This window comes from Gemmata sp. (assembly GCF_051859125.1).
In the GTDB taxonomy this organism is placed as follows: Bacteria; Planctomycetota; Planctomycetia; order Gemmatales; family Gemmataceae; genus Gemmata.
In genome coordinates this window covers 41,077-59,664 of sequence record NZ_JBHYGG010000239.1, presented here as the reverse complement: position 1 = coordinate 59,664, position 18,588 = coordinate 41,077, and the positions used below count along the sequence as shown (strand labels likewise).

Annotated in this window: 11 protein-coding genes; 9 read left to right on the top strand and 2 right to left on the bottom strand. The window is 71.5% G+C overall.

The window, feature by feature from the left end; translation table 11 throughout:
• From ACTIGN_RS19215 to ACTIGN_RS19200, 4 genes are all read left to right on the top strand, one after another.
• Nucleotides 1-1,212 (top strand): FtsX-like permease family protein (locus ACTIGN_RS19215; protein ID WP_439626757.1); only part of this gene is annotated, 1,212 nt, incomplete at its 5' end.
• A 200-nt stretch (nucleotides 1,213-1,412) separates the two neighbouring features.
• Nucleotides 1,413-2,762: an ATP-binding cassette domain-containing protein gene (locus tag ACTIGN_RS19210; protein ID WP_439626755.1), complete on the top strand. Its 1,350-nt coding sequence runs from the start codon at nucleotides 1,413-1,415 to the stop codon at nucleotides 2,760-2,762.
• A gap of 190 nt (nucleotides 2,763-2,952) precedes the next feature.
• On the top strand, nucleotides 2,953-4,245 hold the full coding sequence (locus ACTIGN_RS19205) for a glucose-1-phosphate adenylyltransferase (RefSeq protein WP_439626753.1): 1,293 nt from the start codon (nucleotides 2,953-2,955) through the stop codon (nucleotides 4,243-4,245).
• A gap of 272 nt (nucleotides 4,246-4,517) precedes the next feature.
• A complete protein-coding gene (locus ACTIGN_RS19200; RefSeq protein WP_439626751.1) occupies nucleotides 4,518-7,526 on the top strand; it encodes a M48 family metallopeptidase in 3,009 nt (1,002 codons plus the stop codon).
• A 235-nt stretch (nucleotides 7,527-7,761) separates the two neighbouring features.
• Here the strand turns inward: ACTIGN_RS19200 and ACTIGN_RS19195 are convergent, their stop codons facing one another.
• On the bottom strand, nucleotides 7,762-8,697 hold the full coding sequence (locus ACTIGN_RS19195; RefSeq protein ID WP_439626749.1) for a hypothetical protein: 936 nt from the start codon (nucleotides 8,695-8,697) through the stop codon (nucleotides 7,762-7,764).
• Between the two features lie 166 nt (nucleotides 8,698-8,863).
• On the opposite strand from ACTIGN_RS19195, the gene ACTIGN_RS19190 reads away from it, so the two are divergent.
• The 5 genes from ACTIGN_RS19190 (at nucleotide 8,864) to ACTIGN_RS19170 (ending at nucleotide 16,068) form a co-directional block, all read left to right on the top strand.
• On the top strand, nucleotides 8,864-10,441 hold the full coding sequence (locus ACTIGN_RS19190) for a hypothetical protein (RefSeq protein ID WP_439626747.1): 1,578 nt from the start codon (nucleotides 8,864-8,866) through the stop codon (nucleotides 10,439-10,441).
• 120 nt (nucleotides 10,442-10,561) lie between these two features.
• A complete protein-coding gene (locus ACTIGN_RS19185) occupies nucleotides 10,562-11,302 on the top strand; it encodes a hypothetical protein (RefSeq protein WP_439626745.1) in 741 nt (246 codons plus the stop codon).
• Between the two features lie 291 nt (nucleotides 11,303-11,593).
• Complete coding sequence (locus ACTIGN_RS19180) at nucleotides 11,594-13,741, top strand: ABC transporter transmembrane domain-containing protein (protein WP_439626743.1); 2,148 nt, start codon at nucleotides 11,594-11,596, stop codon at nucleotides 13,739-13,741.
• Entirely contained in the window at nucleotides 13,741-15,294 is a 1,554-nt protein-coding gene (locus ACTIGN_RS19175) for an ArnT family glycosyltransferase (RefSeq protein ID WP_439626741.1), read from the top strand. Before ACTIGN_RS19180 ends, ACTIGN_RS19175 begins: the two co-directional genes overlap by 1 nt.
• A gap of 180 nt (nucleotides 15,295-15,474) precedes the next feature.
• Complete coding sequence (locus ACTIGN_RS19170; protein ID WP_439626739.1) at nucleotides 15,475-16,068, top strand: SIS domain-containing protein; 594 nt, start codon at nucleotides 15,475-15,477, stop codon at nucleotides 16,066-16,068.
• Nucleotides 16,069-16,405: 337 nt separating this feature from the next.
• On the opposite strand, the gene ACTIGN_RS19165 is transcribed toward ACTIGN_RS19170, so the two are convergent.
• The gene (locus ACTIGN_RS19165) at nucleotides 16,406-18,550 is read right to left on the bottom strand and encodes an elongation factor G (RefSeq protein ID WP_439626737.1); all 2,145 of its coding nucleotides are present in this window, start codon (nucleotides 18,548-18,550) and stop codon (nucleotides 16,406-16,408) included.
• Nucleotides 18,551-18,588 lie beyond the last annotated feature (38 nt).

The following is an 18,588-nucleotide window of genomic DNA, read 5'->3' as shown; positions in this document are numbered from 1 at the left end:
GTACCCCTCGCCTGGTCCAACCTCGCGCACGACAAGGTGCGGTTCGCGCTGTTCACCGCGGGCATCGGGTTCGCCGTCGTCCTCATGGGCGTGCAACTCGGCATCATGAACGCGATGCTCGACAGCAACACCGTGCTGCTCCGCCGCACCGGCGCCGACCTCGTGCTCGTCAACCCGGCCCGCAAGTCGCTGCTGTTCCGCGAGGGGGTCAACCGCCGCCGCGCCGAACTCGCGCGGCAGGTGCCGGGGGTCCGCGGCGTCGAGCCGCTGTACGTCGACTACCACCTCGGCATGCTCCGGCACACGGCCGCCGACCCCGGCGAGCGGACCCAGACCCGGCGCATCCGCGTCGTCGGCGTGGACCCCGACGCGGGGCTGCTGAACCTCCCGGGCGTGACGGCGGCCGACTGGGAGCGGCTCCGGGTGCCGGGCACCGCCCTCTACGACCGCAAGGGCCGCCCCCACCCGGACCAGGCGCGGCACCCCGGCGAGACGGTCTTCGGCGCGCTGGCCGACGGCGTGCAGACCGAACTCGCGGGCCGCGACGTCACGCTGGTCGGCACCGGGTTCGAACTGGGGTTCGACTTCGGCACCGACGGCACGCTCGTCGTCAGCGACCGCACGTTCGCGGGCTGGATCCGGGCCCCGTACACCGCCCCCGGCGCCGACCCGCTCGCGGAGATCGACCTCGCGTGCGTGCGGGTCGAGCCCGGCGCGAGCCCCGCCGAGGTGCAGCAGCGGCTCCGCCACCTGTTCGCCCCCGGCGGCGACGTGGACGTGCTCACGCTGCCGCAGATGGTCGCCCGCGAGAAGTGGTTCTGGTGGACCAACACGCCGATCGGGTTCGCGTTCGGGGCCGGGGTCGTCCTCGGGTTCGTCGTCGGGCTGGTGATCTGCTACCAGATCCTGTCGAGCGACATCGCCGACCACGTCGCCGAGTACGCGACCCTCAAGGCCATGGGGTACCCGAACCGGTACCTCAGCCTCGTCGTGCTGCAGGAGGCGCTGATCCTCGCGGCGATGGGCTACGTCCCCGGGATCATCGTGACGCTCGTGACGTACGCCGGGCTGACGCGGCTCACCGGGCTCCCGATGGAGCTGACGCCCCCGCGGGCGGGCCTGATCCTGGGGCTCACGGTGGCGATGTGCGTCGGCAGCGCGTGGCTCGCCGTGGGCAAGGCGAAGAAGGTGGACCCGGCCGATGTGTTCTGAGGAGCAGCACGGGAAGCAGTCGGCCCACGGGGGACACAGAAGGCACGGATGGAAAGACGGAGGCACGGAGCTTGTCTCGTCGCTTCGGCGGCGACCCGCTTCGGGTTTCTGAACTCCTGTGGCTTCCGTGTAGTCTGTGGATCAACTTCTTCTCGGCCCCTCCCCACCGGCACCGAGATCGAAAGGGTAGGACCCGGCCGATGTCTTCCAGCACCCCGCTCCCGCCGCCCGGGTCGCCGGTCCTCCGCATCAGCGGGGTGAACCACCACTTCGGCACCGGCGACACCCGCACCCAGGTGCTGTTCCACAACACCCTGGAGGTGATGCCCGGCGAACTGGTCATCATGAGCGGGCCGTCCGGGTCCGGGAAGACGACGCTGCTCACGCTCGTCGGCGGACTCCGCACGCTGCAGGACGGGCAGATCGAGGTGTGGGACGGGGACCGCGGCGGCTACCGCACGCTCCGCGGCACCCCCGAGCCCGAGCTGGTCCACGTCCGCCGGCTCATCGGGTTCATCTTCCAGCGGCACAACCTGTTCGACTCGCTCACAGCGATGCAGAACGTGCGCATGGCGCAGCGCCTCAAGAGCACCACCGGCGACCCGGACGCCGACGCCCGCGACCTGCTCCAGTACCTCATGCTCGGCACCCTCGACATCCAGGGGAAGACGCAGAAGGTGCGGTTCGACTACAAGCCGGCGCAGCTCTCCGGCGGCCAGCGGCAGCGGGTCGCCGTCGCCCGGGCGCTCGTGAACCGGCCGAAGCTCGTGCTGGCCGACGAGCCGACCGCGGCGCTCGACGCGAACTCCGGCCTCGCCGTGGTGACCCTGCTCCAGAACCTCGCCCGCACGCGGCCCGACGAGGAGGTCGGTGCCCTCGTGCGGACCGGCGACGACGCGGGCGAGGCCGGCCGGCTCGCGGACTGGCAGGTGCCGCTGTTGCGGCAGATCGCGACCGCGACCGGCACCACGAGCCTGATCGTCACGCACGACGCGCGGATCATGAACCTGGCCGACCGCATCGTTCACATGGAGCGGGGCCGGATCGAGTCGAACGTGGTCGTGGCCGAGCGGCTGTTCGTCCGCAACGGGCTCCGCCAGAGCGCCGCGTTCGCGGCCATCCTCCCCGAGGAACAGCAGAAGATCGCCGACGAGTTGCTGGTCGGCGTCCACCCGGACCTCGCCGTGCGGCCGGACCAACTCGCCGCCAGCCCGGGGCGGGTCGAGGTGTACGAGCCGGGGCAGGACGTGGTCCGCGCCGGCGACCCGGTGGGCGAGCACAGCAAGTTCTACCTGATCCGCCGCGGGACGGTCGAGGTGTGGCGGGCGCCCGAGGGGGAGCCGCTGCGGCGGGTCGCGGAGCTGGGGCCGGGGCGGTACTTCGGCGAGGTCGCGCTGCTGATGGACCAGCCGCGGAACGCGACCGTCCGGGCCGCGACCCGCGTGGAGGTGTACGCCGTGGACCGGGCGACGTTCGACCGGTACAAGACCGTGAGCCGCCCGTTCATCGACCGCATCCTGGAGAACTTCGGCCCCGCCGGCGAGGCGTGACCGCCCGCGCGGGCGCGAGTCGCCGACCTTCGCCGGTCGTGCCGGCGGCCCCGGACGCGCCGCCGGGGGTTCCGGCGTTCCGGGGGCGTTCACGCTTCCGCTGCGCCGCACCCGGTGGTAGCATCGTGTCGTCGGGCCGGCTCGCCGACCGGCCGCACCCGTCGCGGGAATCCATCCGAGGCTCTTCTCCATGCGTTCCGTTCTGTCAATCATCCTGGGCGGGGGCCGCGGCACGCGCCTGTTCCCGCTCACGAAGAACCGGTCCAAGCCCGCCGTGCCCGTCGCCGGCAAGTACCGCCTGATCGACATCCCGATCTCGAACTGCATCAACAGCGACCTCAACAACATCTACATCCTGACGCAGTTCCTCAGCGTCAGCCTGCACCGGCACATCGCCAACACGTACAAGTTCGACATGTTCAGCCAGGGGTTCGTCGAGGTGCTCGCGGCCCAGCAGACCAACGAAAGCGCCGACTGGTACCAGGGGACCGCCGACGCGGTCCGCCAGAACATCTCGTACATCGAGCGGGAGAACCCGGACGAGGTGCTGATCCTCTCGGGCGACCAGCTGTACCGCATGGACTTCCGCCAGCTGATCGAGACGCACCGCGGGCACCGGGCCGACGTGACCATCGCCGCGATCCCGGTCCCCGAGAAGGACACCGCCGGGTTCGGCCTACTCAGCATGGACACGCACAGCCGGGTGACCGGGTTCGTCGAGAAGCCGAAGACCGCCGAGGAGCGGGCCCCGTACCACACGTCGGCCGAGTGGATCGAGAAGCGGGGCATCCCGTGCAACGGCCGGCACTACCTCGCGAACATGGGGATCTACCTGTTCAAGACCGAGGTGCTCTACGAGCTGCTCACCGCCAAGCCGCTGGCCACCGACTTCGGCAAGGAGGTGTTCCCGCGGAACTACAAGACCAAGAAGGTGTGCGCGCACCTGTTCGACGGGTACTGGGAGGACCTGGGCACGATCCGCAGCTACCACGAGTCGAGCCTCGCCCTGGCCAGCTCGAAGCCGCCGTTCGACTTCTTCACCCCGGACGGGGTCATCTACACCCGGATGCGGAACCTGCCGGCGAGCCGGTTCGACGGGGCCACGCTCACCGAGAGCGTCGTCGCCGACGGGTGCGCGATCGGGGCCGGGTCCCGGGTCGAGCGGAGCCTCATCGGGGTCCGCAGCCGGATCGGCAACGACTGCGTGATCACCGACACCGTGGTCCTCGGCTCGGACTCGTTCGAGACCGACGCCCAGCGGGCCGAGAACGCCCGGGTCGGCCGCCCGTCGCTGACCGTGGGCGACAAGACGGTCATCGAGAAGGCGATCCTCGACAAGGACTGCCGGATCGGCCGCGGGGTGAAGCTGGTCAACAAGGACCGCCGCCAGGAGGCCGACGGCCCCAACGGCATGTACCACATCCGCGACGGGATCATCTGCATCCCCCGCGGGGCGGTCGTCCCCGACGGGGTCGTGATCTGACGCGGCCCGCGGGCCGGGACGCGTGGGGACCGTGCGGGCCGCGGGTGCGGCCGGGCGGCCCGCAGCCCCGGCGTACAACGCCCGCTCCCGACGGAATTTACGGGGTTGACAGGCCGTTCGCGGCCGGCCATCGTTGAGGTGGATGGACCCTGATGCGTCGCTCCGGGCCGGCCCGCCCGGACCCGTCCCGCCGGGGCCGTTCCGCCCCCTCCCCCGGTCGACCGGGGCGGGGCCGCCGGAGCTGCCCGCGAGGCCCTACCACCGCGAGCCGTATGTCCGAGACGAAAACGCCGTACCCCCCGAGCCCGCCCGACGTCCCCGAGGGGCTGTCCGACTACGCCGACTCGTTCGCCCGCCAGCAGAACCGGGTCCTCACCGGCCTGTTCACCTTCCTCATCTTCTACTTCGCCGCAATCGCCCTGTTCGTCATGCTCGGCGCGTGGTGCGCCGCCACCCTCGGCGGCCGGTACGACGCGCTCCGGGTCGCCGGGCTGGTCCTCAGCGCGACGTTCGTTCTGTTCCTGGTGAAGGGGTTCTTCAAGCGGCCGGCGGTCAACCGCGACACCTACGTCGAGGTCACCGACGACGACCACCCGGTGCTGTTCGACTTCCTCCACCAACTGTGCGACGAACTCGGCGCGCCGTTCCCGCACCGCGTGTACGTGTGCCCGGACGTGATCGCCGAGTACTCGGTCAGCACCTCGCTCCTGAACCTCGTCGCCGAGCCGCGGCGGGAGTTGCTCGTCGGCATGGGGCTGGTGAACTGCACGAACCTGAGCGAGTTCAAGGCGGTCCTCGCGCACGAGTTCGGCCAGTTCTGCCACCTGGGCCGGTCCAAGAGCTACTGCGCCGTGGTGCAGCACATCGTGTTCGACCTGATCGAGGGCGAGGACCCGGTCGACCGGCTCCTGCGGCGGCTCCGGCGCGACCCGGCCGACCGCCGGTTGGGGCTCGAGGCGGTGACGTGGCCGGTCGTGTACCCGGTGAGCTGGGTGCTCGACGCCGGCCACGCGGTCCTGTGGCTGGTGCTCAGGGCGGTCGCCCTGCCGGGCCGCGGGATGGTGTGGGAGCAGGAGTTCCACGCCGACCTCGTGGCCGTCAGCGCCGCCGGGAGCGACGCGCTGACGCACGCCCTGCTCCGGGCCCGGTTCGGGATGCGGACGTTCAACGCCGCGCTCGACGAGCTGACGGGGCTCGCCGAGGACCGCGGCGTGTACACGAACGACGTGTTCCTGCACCAGGACCGGGCCGCGGCCCTCGTGCGGTGGCGGGAGGGCCGACCGGACCTGGGCCTGCCCCCGGCGCTGACCGAGCCCGGGGCCGGCGAGGCGGTCCGGGTGTTCGGCTCGGGCGAGGACGACGCCGAGGACGAGAACACGCCGCCGATGTGGCGGGGGCACCCGGCCAACTCGTTCCGCGAGGAGAACGCCAAGGAGCACTTCGTCCCCGCGGTCACGGACCACCGGTCGCCGTGGCTCCTCTTCGACCACCCGGCCGACCTCAAGGAGCGGATGGCCTACGAGTTCTACCGGGCCGCGTACCAGATCCGCCGGAGCACCGAACTGACCCCGGCCGCCGAGGTCCAGGCGCTCATCGACGCGGAGCACCCCGACGCCGGCCCGGCCCAGGCCGCCGCGAGCCGCATCCTGGAGTCGGGCACGCTGCCGGTCCCGGCCGCGGGCGAGTCGATCAACCTGGTCCCCAGCGAGGAGCAACTCCCGGTCGTTGCGGCCCTCGCGCCCCCGGTCCGGCCGGCGGCCCCGCCCACGCCCACGCCCACGCCCGCCCCGGTCCCCCGAGCCCCGCAGCCCGCCGCCCCCGAGCCCGCGGCCCGGCCGCCGGTTCCCGCCGCGGAGGAACTCAGGGGCGAGACGGCGATCGACGAGGTCATCCGCGTCGTCGACGCCGAGGTGCCGCCCGTCGGGCGGGGGACCGAGCCCCCCGCCCCCGCTCCCGCCCCCGTCGCGCGGGTCGCCCCGATCGTCATCGCCCCGCCCGCGGACCACGCGGAGCCCGCCGGGGCTGCAGCGGCCGAGGAGTCGGTCGCGTTCGCCGAGGCGGTTCCGGCCGAGCCCCCCCCGCCCGTCGCGCAGCCGGCATCGGGCGCGGTGCCCGGGGCGCTGGCGGAGCGCGTCCCGGCGGCGGAACCGGCCGGCGACGTTGCCGGCGCTCCCGAGCCGTCCACCGGCCTCCGGGTCGGCAGCGACTCGTCGCTCGAACGGCTCCTGGGGGCCGCCGTTCTCATGGAACTCCCGGTGCCCGCCGGGTTGCCCGATACACTCGCCGAGGGTGACGGGATCCGCGCGTTCACGGACGACAGCAGTTTCAGCATCTCGGACCCCGAGCCGCACGCCGCCGAGCCCGCACCCGTCGCGGCCGCGGCCGAACCGGTCGCCCCGGTCCCCGAGGCGCACGCCGCGCCCGAGGAGCCGCACCCGCCCGGCGCGGAGTTGTACGAAACGGCGGCCCCGCTCGCGGCGGAGACGCTGCCCGAAGCGTCGGGGGTACCCGTCGGGGCGGACCACGACGACCCGCCCCTCGCCGAACGGGGGCCGGCCGGGTCGGCGCTGATCGCGGTGGCCGAGACGGAGCGCCAACCGTTCGCGTACCCCGCGCCCCCCGAGCTGTTCGCCGAGGCGTTCTCGGACGCTCCCGCGGCCGAGGCGGTCGCCGCGCACGAAGCCGAACCCGCCCCGACGCCCGTGGCCCATCCCACGGTCGCGTTCGGTTCGGCAGCGGTCGCGAAGCTGGCGGCCGACGGCCCCGACGACGAGGCGGAGGCGTACCTGATCCCGGGAGCGACGGGCGCGCCGCCCGTCGCGGGGCGGGCGCCCCGGCGCGCCCAGGACAGTTCCAGCGGCGGGTCGAAGATCGCGGTGGGCCGGAGCGAGGCGGCGCAGCAACCGCCGCCGCTGACGCCCGAGGAGGAAGAGTCGATCTACACGCTCGACCCCCGCGGGCCGGGCGGGTCGTCGCTGCTCGGCGGGTCGAAGCCGCCGTCGTCCACGCCGCTGGTCAAGATCGGGGTCGGTAACCTGGCGGCGACGGGGGGCTCGGCCGCCGGGACGCCGTCGCCCCGCCCCGCGTTCGGGTCGGCCCCGGCCGCGAAGGCCGACGCGGGCGCGACCCCGGTCCCGCGCCCGGCGGTGGAAGCGGTCCCGGCCCCGGCACTGGTGGCGGCGAGCGTGTTCGAGACGCTGGTCCCCGCCGCGGGCCGCCGCCCCGCGGTCCGCATCACGTTCGTGAAGCCCGGCGAGAAGTCCCCGATCGGGAACGTGTGATACCAGCTCGGGTCGAAGAGTAACCCACGTTCTTGACCTCCCCCTCGTGGGGGAGGTCACTCCGAGTCTTCGAGGAGCGGGTGGGGTCAACTCGTGAGAGCCGCTGAGGCGTTCCCCCACCCGGCTCGCAGAGCCTCGCAACCCTCTCTACCAGGGGGAGTACCAGACTCCCCCACGGCTCACCGATCACCCGGATATGGTATGAGGGACGCAGTTCGCGGTACCGCCCGCCACCTCACAGCGCCCGCTCGAAGATCGGGAACCGGCCCTGCTCCTTGAAGTACCGGCTGTAGAAGAGGACGAGGTACTTCACGTCGGACGGGCACTGCGCGGCGAAGGCGTCCACGGACCCGTCGGTCATCTCCTCGCTCAGCGCCGACAGCAGCGTCAGGGCCGCCGGGGCCGCCCGCTCGGGCTCCAGCGCGATAAAGCTGAACAGGCCGTTGACCCGCTTCGTGTTCAGCCCCTCGGTGCCGAACGCGCCCAGCCGGAAGCACGGGGCCAGCGGGTCCACCTTCCGCACGTCGGCGTAGTCCCGACAGTCCAGCCCCAGCCCGACCGCGTAGGGGAGCCCGGTGCCCCGCGCCCGCAGCACCCGCACGGCGCCGGCCGGGAAGTACGGGTTCTCGAAGAAGTGCGCCGCGAGCTTCTCTTGCGGCAGGCGCAGAACGCCCCGGCCCACCGCCGCGAGGGCCGGGATGTCCTCGGGCACCAGCGGCTCGACCGGGACCGACTTGTCGAGCAGCGTCGGCATGTCGCCGATCGCGCTCCAGTAGTTGATGACGTCGCGGGCGTGCGCGAACCCGTGGTCGGCGAAGAACCGCAGCACCGGCGCCCAGTCGCGGCGGTACGCGGCGAACAGCTTCGTGAGCCGGCGGGCCCTCGCCGCTTGCACCGCGGCGTCGAGCAGCGCCGGGGCGGCCGCCTCCGCCCCCGGCACGCACCACGGGAAGCTGACGCGGCCCTGCTCGGGTTCGAGCACGCAGTACCCGACGACCCGGCCGCCGTCCTCGGCGTAGAACCGCGTGGTCGGGTCGAAGGCGGGGGCGCCGGTCCGCTTGGCGACGTCCGCGGCGGTCGCGGGCTTGAACCCGGGCAGCGCGGCCGCGGCGGCGTTGAAGACCGCGACCTGGGCGGTCTCGTCGTCGGGCTGGAAGGTGCGAATGTTCACGGGCGTTCGTGGGACTGAACCAGGAGGATCGCGTCACCGACATCGTAACTACTTTGCGGCGCCGCGGCGAACGCGGTTCCGGGCGATCCGTGATTGCCAGCGCCCCTTGGGGTTGCTTCGCCGTCGCACCGGGCGGTAACCTCTGCCCGCGCCCGAAGGAGACCGCATGACACCCGCGGACGGCCCGCAGCCCTTGAACCGCTTAGTCCCCGTCGGATCGCAAACGGTCGCCGCTGCCGAGAGAGCCCCCGCCCCGCGGTCGTGGTGCGCCTCCCGGGCGCTCCTCGTCGCGCTCGTCGTGCTCGGCACCGGCCTGCGGGTCGTGCCGATAGTGCAGAACCGGAACCTGTGGATCGACGAGGCGATGCTGGCGCTCAACCTGGTCGAGCGCACGCCGGCCGGGCTCCTGGAACCGCTGTCGTGGAACCAGGGCGCGCCGGCCGGGTTCCTGCTCGCCACGAAGTTCACCATCACGGCCGCCGGCGCGTCCGAGTGGGGGCTGCGGCTGTTCCCGTTCGTCGCATCGGTCCTCGGGCTGGCCGGGTTCGCGTGGGTGTCGCGCCGGGTGCTCGCGCCGCCGGCCGCTGCGCTGGCCCTCGCGCTGTTCGCGGTGAACCCGGTGCTCATCAGCTACGCGGCCGAGTGCAAGCAGTACGTGGTGGACGCGGCGGTCGCCACCGGGCTCCTCGGCGTCTCGCTCGCCCTGCTAAACGGCGCGGCCGACAGGTGGCGGCACGCGGTACTGGCGGCGTGCGGCGCGGCCGCCGTCTGGTTCTCGCACCCGGCGGCGTTCGTCCTGGGCGGCATCGGAACGGCCCTGCTCGCCGACGCCGCGTTCGCGAGGGACCGCCGCCGGCTGGTCGCGGCCGCGGGCACCGTGGCGTGCTGGCTGGCGAGCTTCGTTGCGTGCTACGCTCTCACGCTGAAGCACCTCGGCAACAGCCGCTACCTGCTCGACTACTGGGCCGGGCACTTCCTGCCGCTGCCGCCGACCGGCCCCGGCGACGCGGTGTGGCTCGTGGACCACGTCGTGGACTTCTTCATTTACCCCGGGGGCCTCGGCGGGTCCGAGTTCACGCTCGGCGGTCTCGCGGCGCTCCTGGGGCTCGCGGGTGTCGTGGACCTGGCGCGGCGGCGGCGGCCGGTGGCGGTCGCGCTGGTCCTGCCGGCGGTGCTCGCCCTTGCGGCGTCCGGGGCGCAGAAGTACCCGTTCGCGGGCCGACTGCTCCTGTTCCTCGTCCCGCTCGCGCTGCTCGCCGTGGCACAGGGGGCGTGTCGCGTTGCCGCGGGCCTGCGGGCCGTTCACCCGACAGCGGGGGCGCTCCTCGTCGGGCTCCTCGCCCTCGGGGCCGTGCTCGAAACGTCGCAATCGTTCAAGCGGCCGGTGCGGCACGAACAGATCACCGAGGTGCTGGGCGAACTCCGGGGCCGGCTCCGGCCCGGCGACCGGGTGTACCTGTACTACGGGGCCGCGCCGGCGTTCACGTTCTACACCCGCGACACCCCCCTGCCCGTGCCCGTGACCTTCGGCACCGAGTCACGGGGCGACCGCACCGCGTACCGCGACGAACTCCGCCGGTTCGCCGGCGAGCCGCGGGTGTGGGTCGTGTTCGCGCACCGGTACCGGGACGAGGAGTCGCTCCTGCGGGGCTACGCCGAGTCGCTCGGGGAGTGCCGGGCCGAGGTGCTCCGGCCCGGCGCGGCCGCGTACCTGTACGACTTCCGGGCGGCCCGGGAACGTTAGTCCGTCTGTGCGACGTGTGCGGCGCGCCGGGGCGGGGAACCGGCCCGACCCCGCTTGAACCGTGCCCCGGGGCCGGGTATGGTCAAGTGTGGCGGTCGGGCTCCCCCGGAGGCGGTGACCATGCGCGAACATCGGATGCACAGGCGAGGGTTCCTCGGGGCCGTCGCCCTCACGGCCGTCGGCGGCCCGGTGGCGCTGGCCCAGAACGCCGCCGAGAAGAAGGTCGACCCGATCAACCTCCCGCTCGACAAGTCCGACGTGTGGACCCTGCACTTCCGGTACAAGGTGCCCCGGATCGCCACGCTCGACACCCTCGATGCGACCGGCAAGAAGGTCAAGAAGACCATCTGGTACATGTGGTACCAGGTGTACAACATGAGCGGGGAGCCGCAGACGTTCCTCCCCGAGTTCGAGCTGGTGACGAAGGACCTGAATACGGCCCACCTCGACCAGCCCGAGCCGTACCTGCTGGAGCAGCTCAAGAAGGTCGAGGACCCGACCGGCATCCTCGGGTTCCAGTCCACGATCACGATCTCGAAGCGGCCGATCCCGCCGAGCAAGCCCGACGCGATCCCCCGCGCCGTGTCCGGCGTGGCGATCTGGACCGACATCTTCGAGAAGGCCCCGAACACGAACAAGTTCAGCGTGTACGTCCTCGGCCTGTCGAACGGCCTGGCCGTCGAGGAAACCCCGACGGGCGAGAGGCTCATCAAGCGGAAGACGCTCCAGATCAACTTCGTCCGCCCCGCCGACGACATCAACCCGCAACTGGCCGACTTCGCGGCCGATGAGGGGAACGGCCCCGCCGAGCGGTGGATCTACCGCACCGTGTCGAGCGTGAAGCCGAAGGCCCCGCAGTGAAGGGGTGAGCCGCTGTGCGGCTGCCCGCGGCGGCGGAGATTTCTTGGCGGCGGCCGGTGCCCGTGCCGGCCTTTCGGCCGCCGGTGACCGGCTCAATTCCCCTCGCACGGGCCTCCGGCCCGTGCCCCCCAACCGCAACCCAACCCCAACCGCCGCGACGGGCTCCCGCCCGGGGTGCCGGCGCGACCTGAGGGGGCGGCGTGCCCCTGGCAAGCCGGCTTGTTCCCGGGAGCCGGGTGGGTTATAAGCCCTCGGACTCCACCGACCACGGACACGGACGGCCGAGGGGCAATGCGCAACTTCCTGCGAATCCTGAGATACTCCTGGCCCTACCGCTACCGCCTCCTCGCGTCCGTCGGGTGCGCGCTGATGGTCGCGGCTCTGTGGAGCCTGAACCTCTCCGCGATCTACCCCGTTCTCAAGATCCTCAGCACCGACAAGAACCTGCACCAGTGGGTCGATAGCGAGATCGAGAACTACCAGCAGCAGCTCGACAACCGGGCCCGCCTCAAGCGGCTCGAGGAGCTGCACGTGCTGCTCAAGGAGATCGAGCAGAACCCGAACAAGAGCCAGACCGAGACGGTCGAGCGGAAGGCCACCGAGGAACTCGCCAAGCTCGAGGGCGAGCGGAGCGACCTCGCGACGTGGGTGTACCGGTACCAGTGGATCAAGGCCAAGGTGATGCGGCACGTCCCGGAGGACCGGTTCGAGACGTTCGTCTGGCTCCTCGCCATCGTCATCGTCGGGCTCATGCTCAAGGGCGCGTTCGAGTTCACCCACGAGGCGCTGGTCGGGAGCGTCACCAACCACACGCTGTTCGACCTCCGCAACGGGTTCTTCCGCCGCGCCCTGCACCAGGACGTGCGGCAGCTCGCGGCCACCGGCACGGCCGAGCTGATGGCCCGGTTCACGAACGACACCGAGCAGGTCGGCACCGGGCTGAAGGTGGTGTTCGGCCGCATGGTCGGCGAGCCGCTCAAGGCCGTCGCGTGCTTCGTCGTCTCGTGCGTGATCAGCTGGCAGCTCACGCTCGTGTTCGTGCTCCTGGTGCCGCTCACCATCGTGTGCCTGGTCCGCGTCAGCAAGATGATGCGGAAGGCCGCGAAGAAGGTGCTGGAGCGGATGTCGGCGATGTACAAGGTGGTCCGCGAGACGTTCGACGGGGTGCGGGCCGTGAAGGGGTTCACCCGGGAGCCGCACCAGCGGCGGCGGTTCCGCGCGGCCAGCCGGGACTTCATGCAGAAGGCCATGCGGATGATCTACATCGACGCGGCCACCGGGCCGATCGTCGAGGTGCTGGTCGTCGCCGCCATCAGCCTCGCGCTCGCGTCCGGCACGTACCTGGTCGTCACCGGGAACACGCACATCTTCGGGTTCCGGATGACGGGCCAGCCGCTCGAGTTCGCCACGCTGCTCCAGCTCTACGCGTTCCTCGCGGCGACCGCCGACCCGGTCCGCCGGCTCACGAGCGTGTACACGAAGGTCCAGGTCGCCGAGGCGGCCGCGAACCGCATCTTCGAGCTGTACGACCGGATGCCCGCGGTCACCGCCAACCCGAACGGCCCGCGGCTGTTCGAGGTGCGGGCGGAGCGGGCCGCCGGGCGCGCCGCGGCCCGCCGGGACCTGGAGGCGTCGCTCCGCCGGCCCCCGACCGGCGCCGAACTGGCCGCCCGGCTCGGCGTGCCCCTCGCGGAGCTGGAGGGGAGCATCGAGTTCCGCAACGTGTGCTTCTCCTACGACCCGGTGCAGGCGACGCTCAGCAACGTGAGCTTCACCGTGCGGGCCGGGGAGACGGTCGCCATCGTCGGCGGGAACGGGAGCGGGAAGACGACGCTGCTCGGGCTCCTCATGCGGTTCTACGACCCGGACCACGGGGCCGTGCTGATCGACGGGGTGAACCTGCGGGTCGCGCACCTCCGCTCGCTGCGGAAGATGATCGGCCTGGTGACCCAGGACACGCAACTGTTCGACGGCTCCGTGTTCGACAACATCGCGTTCGGCAAGCGCGGCGCGACCCGGGCCGAGGTGGAGGAGGCCGCGAAGAAGGCCCACGCCCACGACTTCATCACCGCCAAGCCGCACGGGTACGACGCGCCGATGGGCGAGGGCGTCGGCATCCAGTTCTCCGGCGGCGAGAAGCAGAAGATCGCGCTGGCCCGGGCCATCCTCCGCGACCCGAGCGTGCTGATCCTCGACGAGTTCACGAGCCAGATCGACGCGGCCAGCGAGAACGACATCCACACGGTCCTCAAAGAGTTCGTCAAGGGCCGCACGGTGTTCCTCATCACCCACAAGCTGCACACCCTGGAGATCGCCGACCGCATCGTGGTCATGGACGCCGGCATGGTGGTGGACATCGGCACGCACCCCGAGTTGGTCGCCCGGTGCCCGTTCTACCAGCGGCTGTGCGACCCCGGCTCCGCCCGGAAGGCCGCCTGATGGGCGCCGCAACTGCTCCCGCCACGGCCGCGGCGAAGACCTGGTGGCACAGGCCTCTGGCCCGTGTCGGGTCGTCACAGGCCAGAGGCCTGTGCCACCCGGCCCGTCTCCTGGTCTCCTGGTCCCCGTGCCTTCTCGCCGCCCTGCTGTTCTTCGCCCAGCTCGGGCACCGCGACCTGTTCAGCAGCCACGAGGCGCGGGCCGCCCAGAACGCGCAGCGGATGCTCGACACCGGCGAGTGGGGCGTCCCCGTGCTGTTCGACGGCCGGGCCGACCTCCAGAAGCCGCCGCTGTACTACTGGGCGGTCGCCGCCGTCGGGCGGCTCAACGGCGGCGTCGTGTCCGAGTGGGTCGCGCGGTTCCCGGCGGCGCTGGCGGGGCTGGTGTGCGTGTTCATCGTGTCTGCCGCGCTGCGCTCCGAAGGCCGGCCGACGGCGGCGCTGGTCGCGGCGGTCGCGCTCGGGACCGCGAACCACTTCACCGGAATCAGTCGCACCGCCCGCATCGACGTGCCGCTCGCGTGCGCCGTGCTGGCGTCGCTGCTCGCGTTCTACCGCGGGTGCCGCGCCGCCCCCCTGCCCTGGCACCTGCTCTCGGCGGTCGCCGCCGGTGCCGCGGTCCTGCTGAAGGGGCCGGTCGCGCTCGCGCTGATCGGCCCGGCGGCGGTCGCGTGGCTGCTCGTCGAGCAGCGGTTCTCGGCCGCGCGGCTCCCGCTGCTGTCGGCGCTGCTCGGGCCGGTCGTCGTTCTCGCGGTCGCGGCCCCCTGGTTCCTGTGGGTGAACGCGGCGACCGACGGCGAGTTCTTCCGCGTGTTCTTCTGGCACCACACGGTCGCCCGCTACACCGGCTCGTCGCCGCAACTCGCGACGCACCCGTGGTGGTACTACGCCCCGCGGTTCGCGATCGACTTCCTCCCGTGGACGCCCGCACTCGTCGGCCTCGCGGTCTGGTCGGTGCGGTCCGGCCACTGGCGCGGCGACACGCTGTTCCGCTTCGGGACTGTCGCGGCCGTCGTGATGATCGGCGTGCTGTCGACCGCGAAGTTCAAGCGGGCCGACTACCTGCTCCCGGCGTACCCGTTCGCGGCGCTCGCGCTCGGCTGCGCCGCCGATTCGTGGCTCGCATCTCGGACACGCGCCAGCAGCGTCCGGCGGGCGTGGGTCGCGTTCGGAGCGGCCGTCGCGGGAACGTGCGCCGCGTGGGTGGTGGTGACGCAGTACATCGAGCCCCGCGAACAGGCCCGCGAGGAGAAGCGGCGGTTCGCCGAGGTGATTCGCTCGCACGCGCCGGCCCCGACGATGGTGCTCCAGTACCGCATGGAGTCGCACCTGCTCTCGTACCACCTCGGGCGGCCGGTGTACACGTTCGTCGAGTGGGCCGAGCTGCGCGACCTCCTGGCCGCGCCCGGCCCGCACTTCGTCATCATGCCGCCGGAGTACGTTCCGATGGCGGCCGTGATCGTCGCGAACCGCACGTTCGCCGAGGTCGCGCGCCTGGAGGACTTCACCCGCGAGAAGCCGGCGCGGCCGCTCGTGTTCCTCCGCGCCGAGTGACTCAAAGTAGGCGACTCGCTCCGCGAGTCGCACCCCGGCGCGACGAGGACGACCGGGCCGCCGACATCGCGGCGGGTGTCACTCGCCGAGCGAGTGACCTACCAAAAGGGGCGGCCGCCGGGATACAACAACCGTCACCGTGGCACGCTCTCCGTTCTCACCGCCCCCGCGAGGACCGCAATGATCGGCAGCACGATGAACCCGCGCCAGTTCCTCGACCGCGTCTCGGAGGAACTCGGCAAGATCGACCCGGCGCAGATCCAGAACCTCGCGGACCTGATCCACGAGCGGTACGCCGCGGGGCGGTTCGTGTTCATCATCGGCAACGGCGGGAGCGGGTCGAACGCCTCGCACCTGTGCGAGGACCTCGGCAAGGGGTCGCTCCACCGCAAGTACTTCGACGACGACAGCAAGAAGCGGTTGAAGGTGCTGAGCCTGACCGACAACTCGCCGTACATCCTCGCGTGGGGCAACGACGAGGGGTTCGACCGCGTGTTCCTGGAGCAACTCAAGAACCTCGCGTCGCCCGGCGACCTGCTCATCGCGATCAGCGGCAGCGGGAACAGCCCGAACATCCTGCGGGCCGTCGAGTGGGCCAACGCGCACCAGGTGACGACGTTCGGCTGCACCGGGTTCGGCGGCGGTAAGTTGAAGACGCTCGCCAAGCACAACCTGCACGTCCCGCTCGACGACATGGGCATCGTCGAGTCGATCCACCTGACGGCGTTCCACTGGGTCGTCGACGACATGTACCGGCGCGTCTCGCTCTCGTAGTCCCGAATTCAAGGTTGGGAGTGGGTTGCTGTCCTCAACGTTGGACCGAGAAGCGGCGGCGGAATGAGGTGGCGCGTCGGGTGTGTATGTGATCGCTCGGCCCCTCACCCGCCGCGAAGCGCGGCGACCTCTCCCCGTAGGAACGGGGCGAGGTGGGGGTGGCTGACCTTCTGTGAAGCTCGACCTTTCGCCTCGCTGATGAGGGGGCGCAGGGGCAACACCTCGCCCCGTTCCTACGGGTGGAGGTCGCGACGAGTCTTCGAGTCGCGGGTGAGGGGTGGCCACGTTCGCCCCTCACCCGCGACGTCGCCACAGTCCGCCACCTCACTGCGAAACGTCACTCCTCCTCCGCGTCCGTCACCTTCGACTTGCTGACGATCTGCTGCTGCACGGCCGCGGGCACCATCTCGTAGTGGCTCAACTCCATCCCGAACGAGCCGGTCCCCTGCGTCAGCCCGCCGAGTTGCGTCGCGTACCGCGACACCTCGGCGAGCGGGGCGCGGGCGTGGATCACGGTCACGTCGCCGGCCAGGCTGTCCTGGCTCTCGACGTGCGCCCGCTTGGTCGGCAGGTCGCCCAGGATCGCCCCGGTGTACTTCGACGGCACCGTGATCTCCAGCTTCACGATCGGCTCCAGCAGCGCCGGCCGGGCCGCGAGGAACGCCTTCTTGAAGGCGTGGCGCGCCGCGGTCTTGAACGCCGCCTCCGACGAGTCGACGTCGTGGTACTTCCCGAAGTGGACCTCGACGGCGCAGTCCTGCACGCGGTAGCCCGCGAGCACGCCGCGCTCGAGCATCTCCCGGCAGCCCTTCTCCACCGCCGGGACGAAGTTGTTCGGGATCGTGCCGCCGACGATGTGGTCGAGGAACGCGAAGTTCATCGCCGGGTCGTAGTGGCAGCTCCGCAGCTTCTCGAACCGGCTCTTGTTCGCGAACTCCTTCTCGCACTGCTCCTGGGTCTTGATGTCGCGGGACAGCGGGTAGACGCGGAGGTGGACCTCGGCGAACTGGCCGCGGCCGCCGGTCTGCTTCTTGTGCTTGTGGTCGCCCTCGGCCTGCCCCACGATCGTCTCGCGGTACGGGACCTTCGGCTCCTTCGTGGTCACCTCGACCCCGAACCGGGCCTTGAGCCGCTCGCGGATGACGTCGAGGTGCAGTTGGCTCACCCCGGTGATGACGAGTTCGTGCGTCTGCGCGTCGTGCGTCACCCGCACCGTCGGGTCCTCGGCCGCGAGCTTGTGCAGGCCGGCCGAGATCTTCTGCTCGTCGCCGCGGGTCTTCGGCTCGACGGCGATGCCGAACATCGGGGTCGGGAAGTGCGGGAGCGGGAGCTTCGGGGCGTGGTTCGCGAACGCGATCGTGTCGCCGATCTCCAGCCCCTCGACCTTCGCGATCGCGACGATGTCGCCTGGCCCGGCGTCGCTCACCTGCGACGTGGCCTTGCCCTGCGCTTCCAGCAGGTGGCCGACCCGCAGCGTCTGCCCGTTGCGGAGGTTCACGACGGTGTGGTTGTGCTGGAGCTTCCCGGCGATGACGCGGATGAAGCTCAGGTGCCCGACGAACTTGTCGTTGACCACCTTGAACACCTGCCCGACGAACTCCTCCTGCTCGGTCGGCTCCAGTTGGTGCGTGCTGCCGTTCACCCCGACCCGCAGCCCTTCGAGCCGCTTGCGGGCGAAGCTCGGCGACAGCCCGTAGCGGCTCAGCGCGTCGAGCAACTCGCGGACCCCCTTGTCCTTCTTCGCGGACAGGCAGAAGATCGGCACCAGCGTGCCGGCCGCCATCGCCCGGGAGATGTCCGCCTCCAGTTCCGCGACGGTCACCTTGCCCTCGGTGAGGTACTTTTCGAGCAGCGGCTCGTCCGACTCGATGACCGCCTCGACGAGCTGGCTGCGGGCACTCGCAACGTTGATCGGGCAGGTCGCGGGGATGTTCACCCGCGGGTCGAGGAGGCAGTACACGTCGCGGATCCCCGGGCCGATGCGGTCCGGCGCGTTGAACAGCACGCAGCACTTCCCGAGCGCCGCCTGGATGCCCTCGACCAGCCCCTGCAGGTCCACGTGGTCCGTGTCGAGCTTGTTGATGACGATCGCCCGCGACAGCCCGAGCGCGCCGGCCTCCTGGAACATCTTGCGGGTGGTCGCCTCGACGCCGTTGACCGCGGACACCACGATCACGGCCGTCTCGACGGCGGCGAGCGCCTCCAGCGCCGCGCCGATGAAGTCGGGCGAGCCGGGGGCGTCGAGGATGTTCAGGTGCTTGCCGTCGTGGTCGGCGTGCAGGACGTGGGTGTCGATGGAGAAGTGGTGCTTGTGCTCCTCGTCGTCGGCGTCGCCGACGCTGGTGCCGTCGTCCACGCTGCCCATCCGGTCGACCGCGTGGGCCTCGAACAGCAGGGCATCGGCCAGGCTGGTCTTGCCCGCGGCGCGGTGCCCGACGAGTGCAATGTCCCGGACGTTTTCCACCAGATGCTTGACGGCCACGGTGAGCCTCCTTCGGAGAAATGGAGTCCCGGAGGGGA

Excerpts from the sequence above, each read along its gene's own strand:
- ACTIGN_RS19210 (WP_439626755.1), top strand. The coding sequence starts at position 1,413 with ATGTCTTCCAGCACCCCGCTCCCGCCGCCCGGGTCGCCGGTCCTCCGC.
- ACTIGN_RS19205 (WP_439626753.1), top strand. The coding sequence starts at position 2,953 with ATGCGTTCCGTTCTGTCAATCATCCTGGGCGGGGGCCGCGGCACGCGC.
- ACTIGN_RS19200 (WP_439626751.1), top strand. The coding sequence starts at position 4,518 with ATGTCCGAGACGAAAACGCCGTACCCCCCGAGCCCGCCCGACGTCCCC.
- ACTIGN_RS19190 (WP_439626747.1), top strand. The coding sequence starts at position 8,864 with ATGACACCCGCGGACGGCCCGCAGCCCTTGAACCGCTTAGTCCCCGTC.
- ACTIGN_RS19185 (WP_439626745.1), top strand. The coding sequence starts at position 10,562 with ATGCGCGAACATCGGATGCACAGGCGAGGGTTCCTCGGGGCCGTCGCC.
- ACTIGN_RS19180 (WP_439626743.1), top strand. The coding sequence starts at position 11,594 with ATGCGCAACTTCCTGCGAATCCTGAGATACTCCTGGCCCTACCGCTAC.
- ACTIGN_RS19175 (WP_439626741.1), top strand. The coding sequence starts at position 13,741 with ATGGGCGCCGCAACTGCTCCCGCCACGGCCGCGGCGAAGACCTGGTGG.
- ACTIGN_RS19170 (WP_439626739.1), top strand. The coding sequence starts at position 15,475 with ATGATCGGCAGCACGATGAACCCGCGCCAGTTCCTCGACCGCGTCTCG.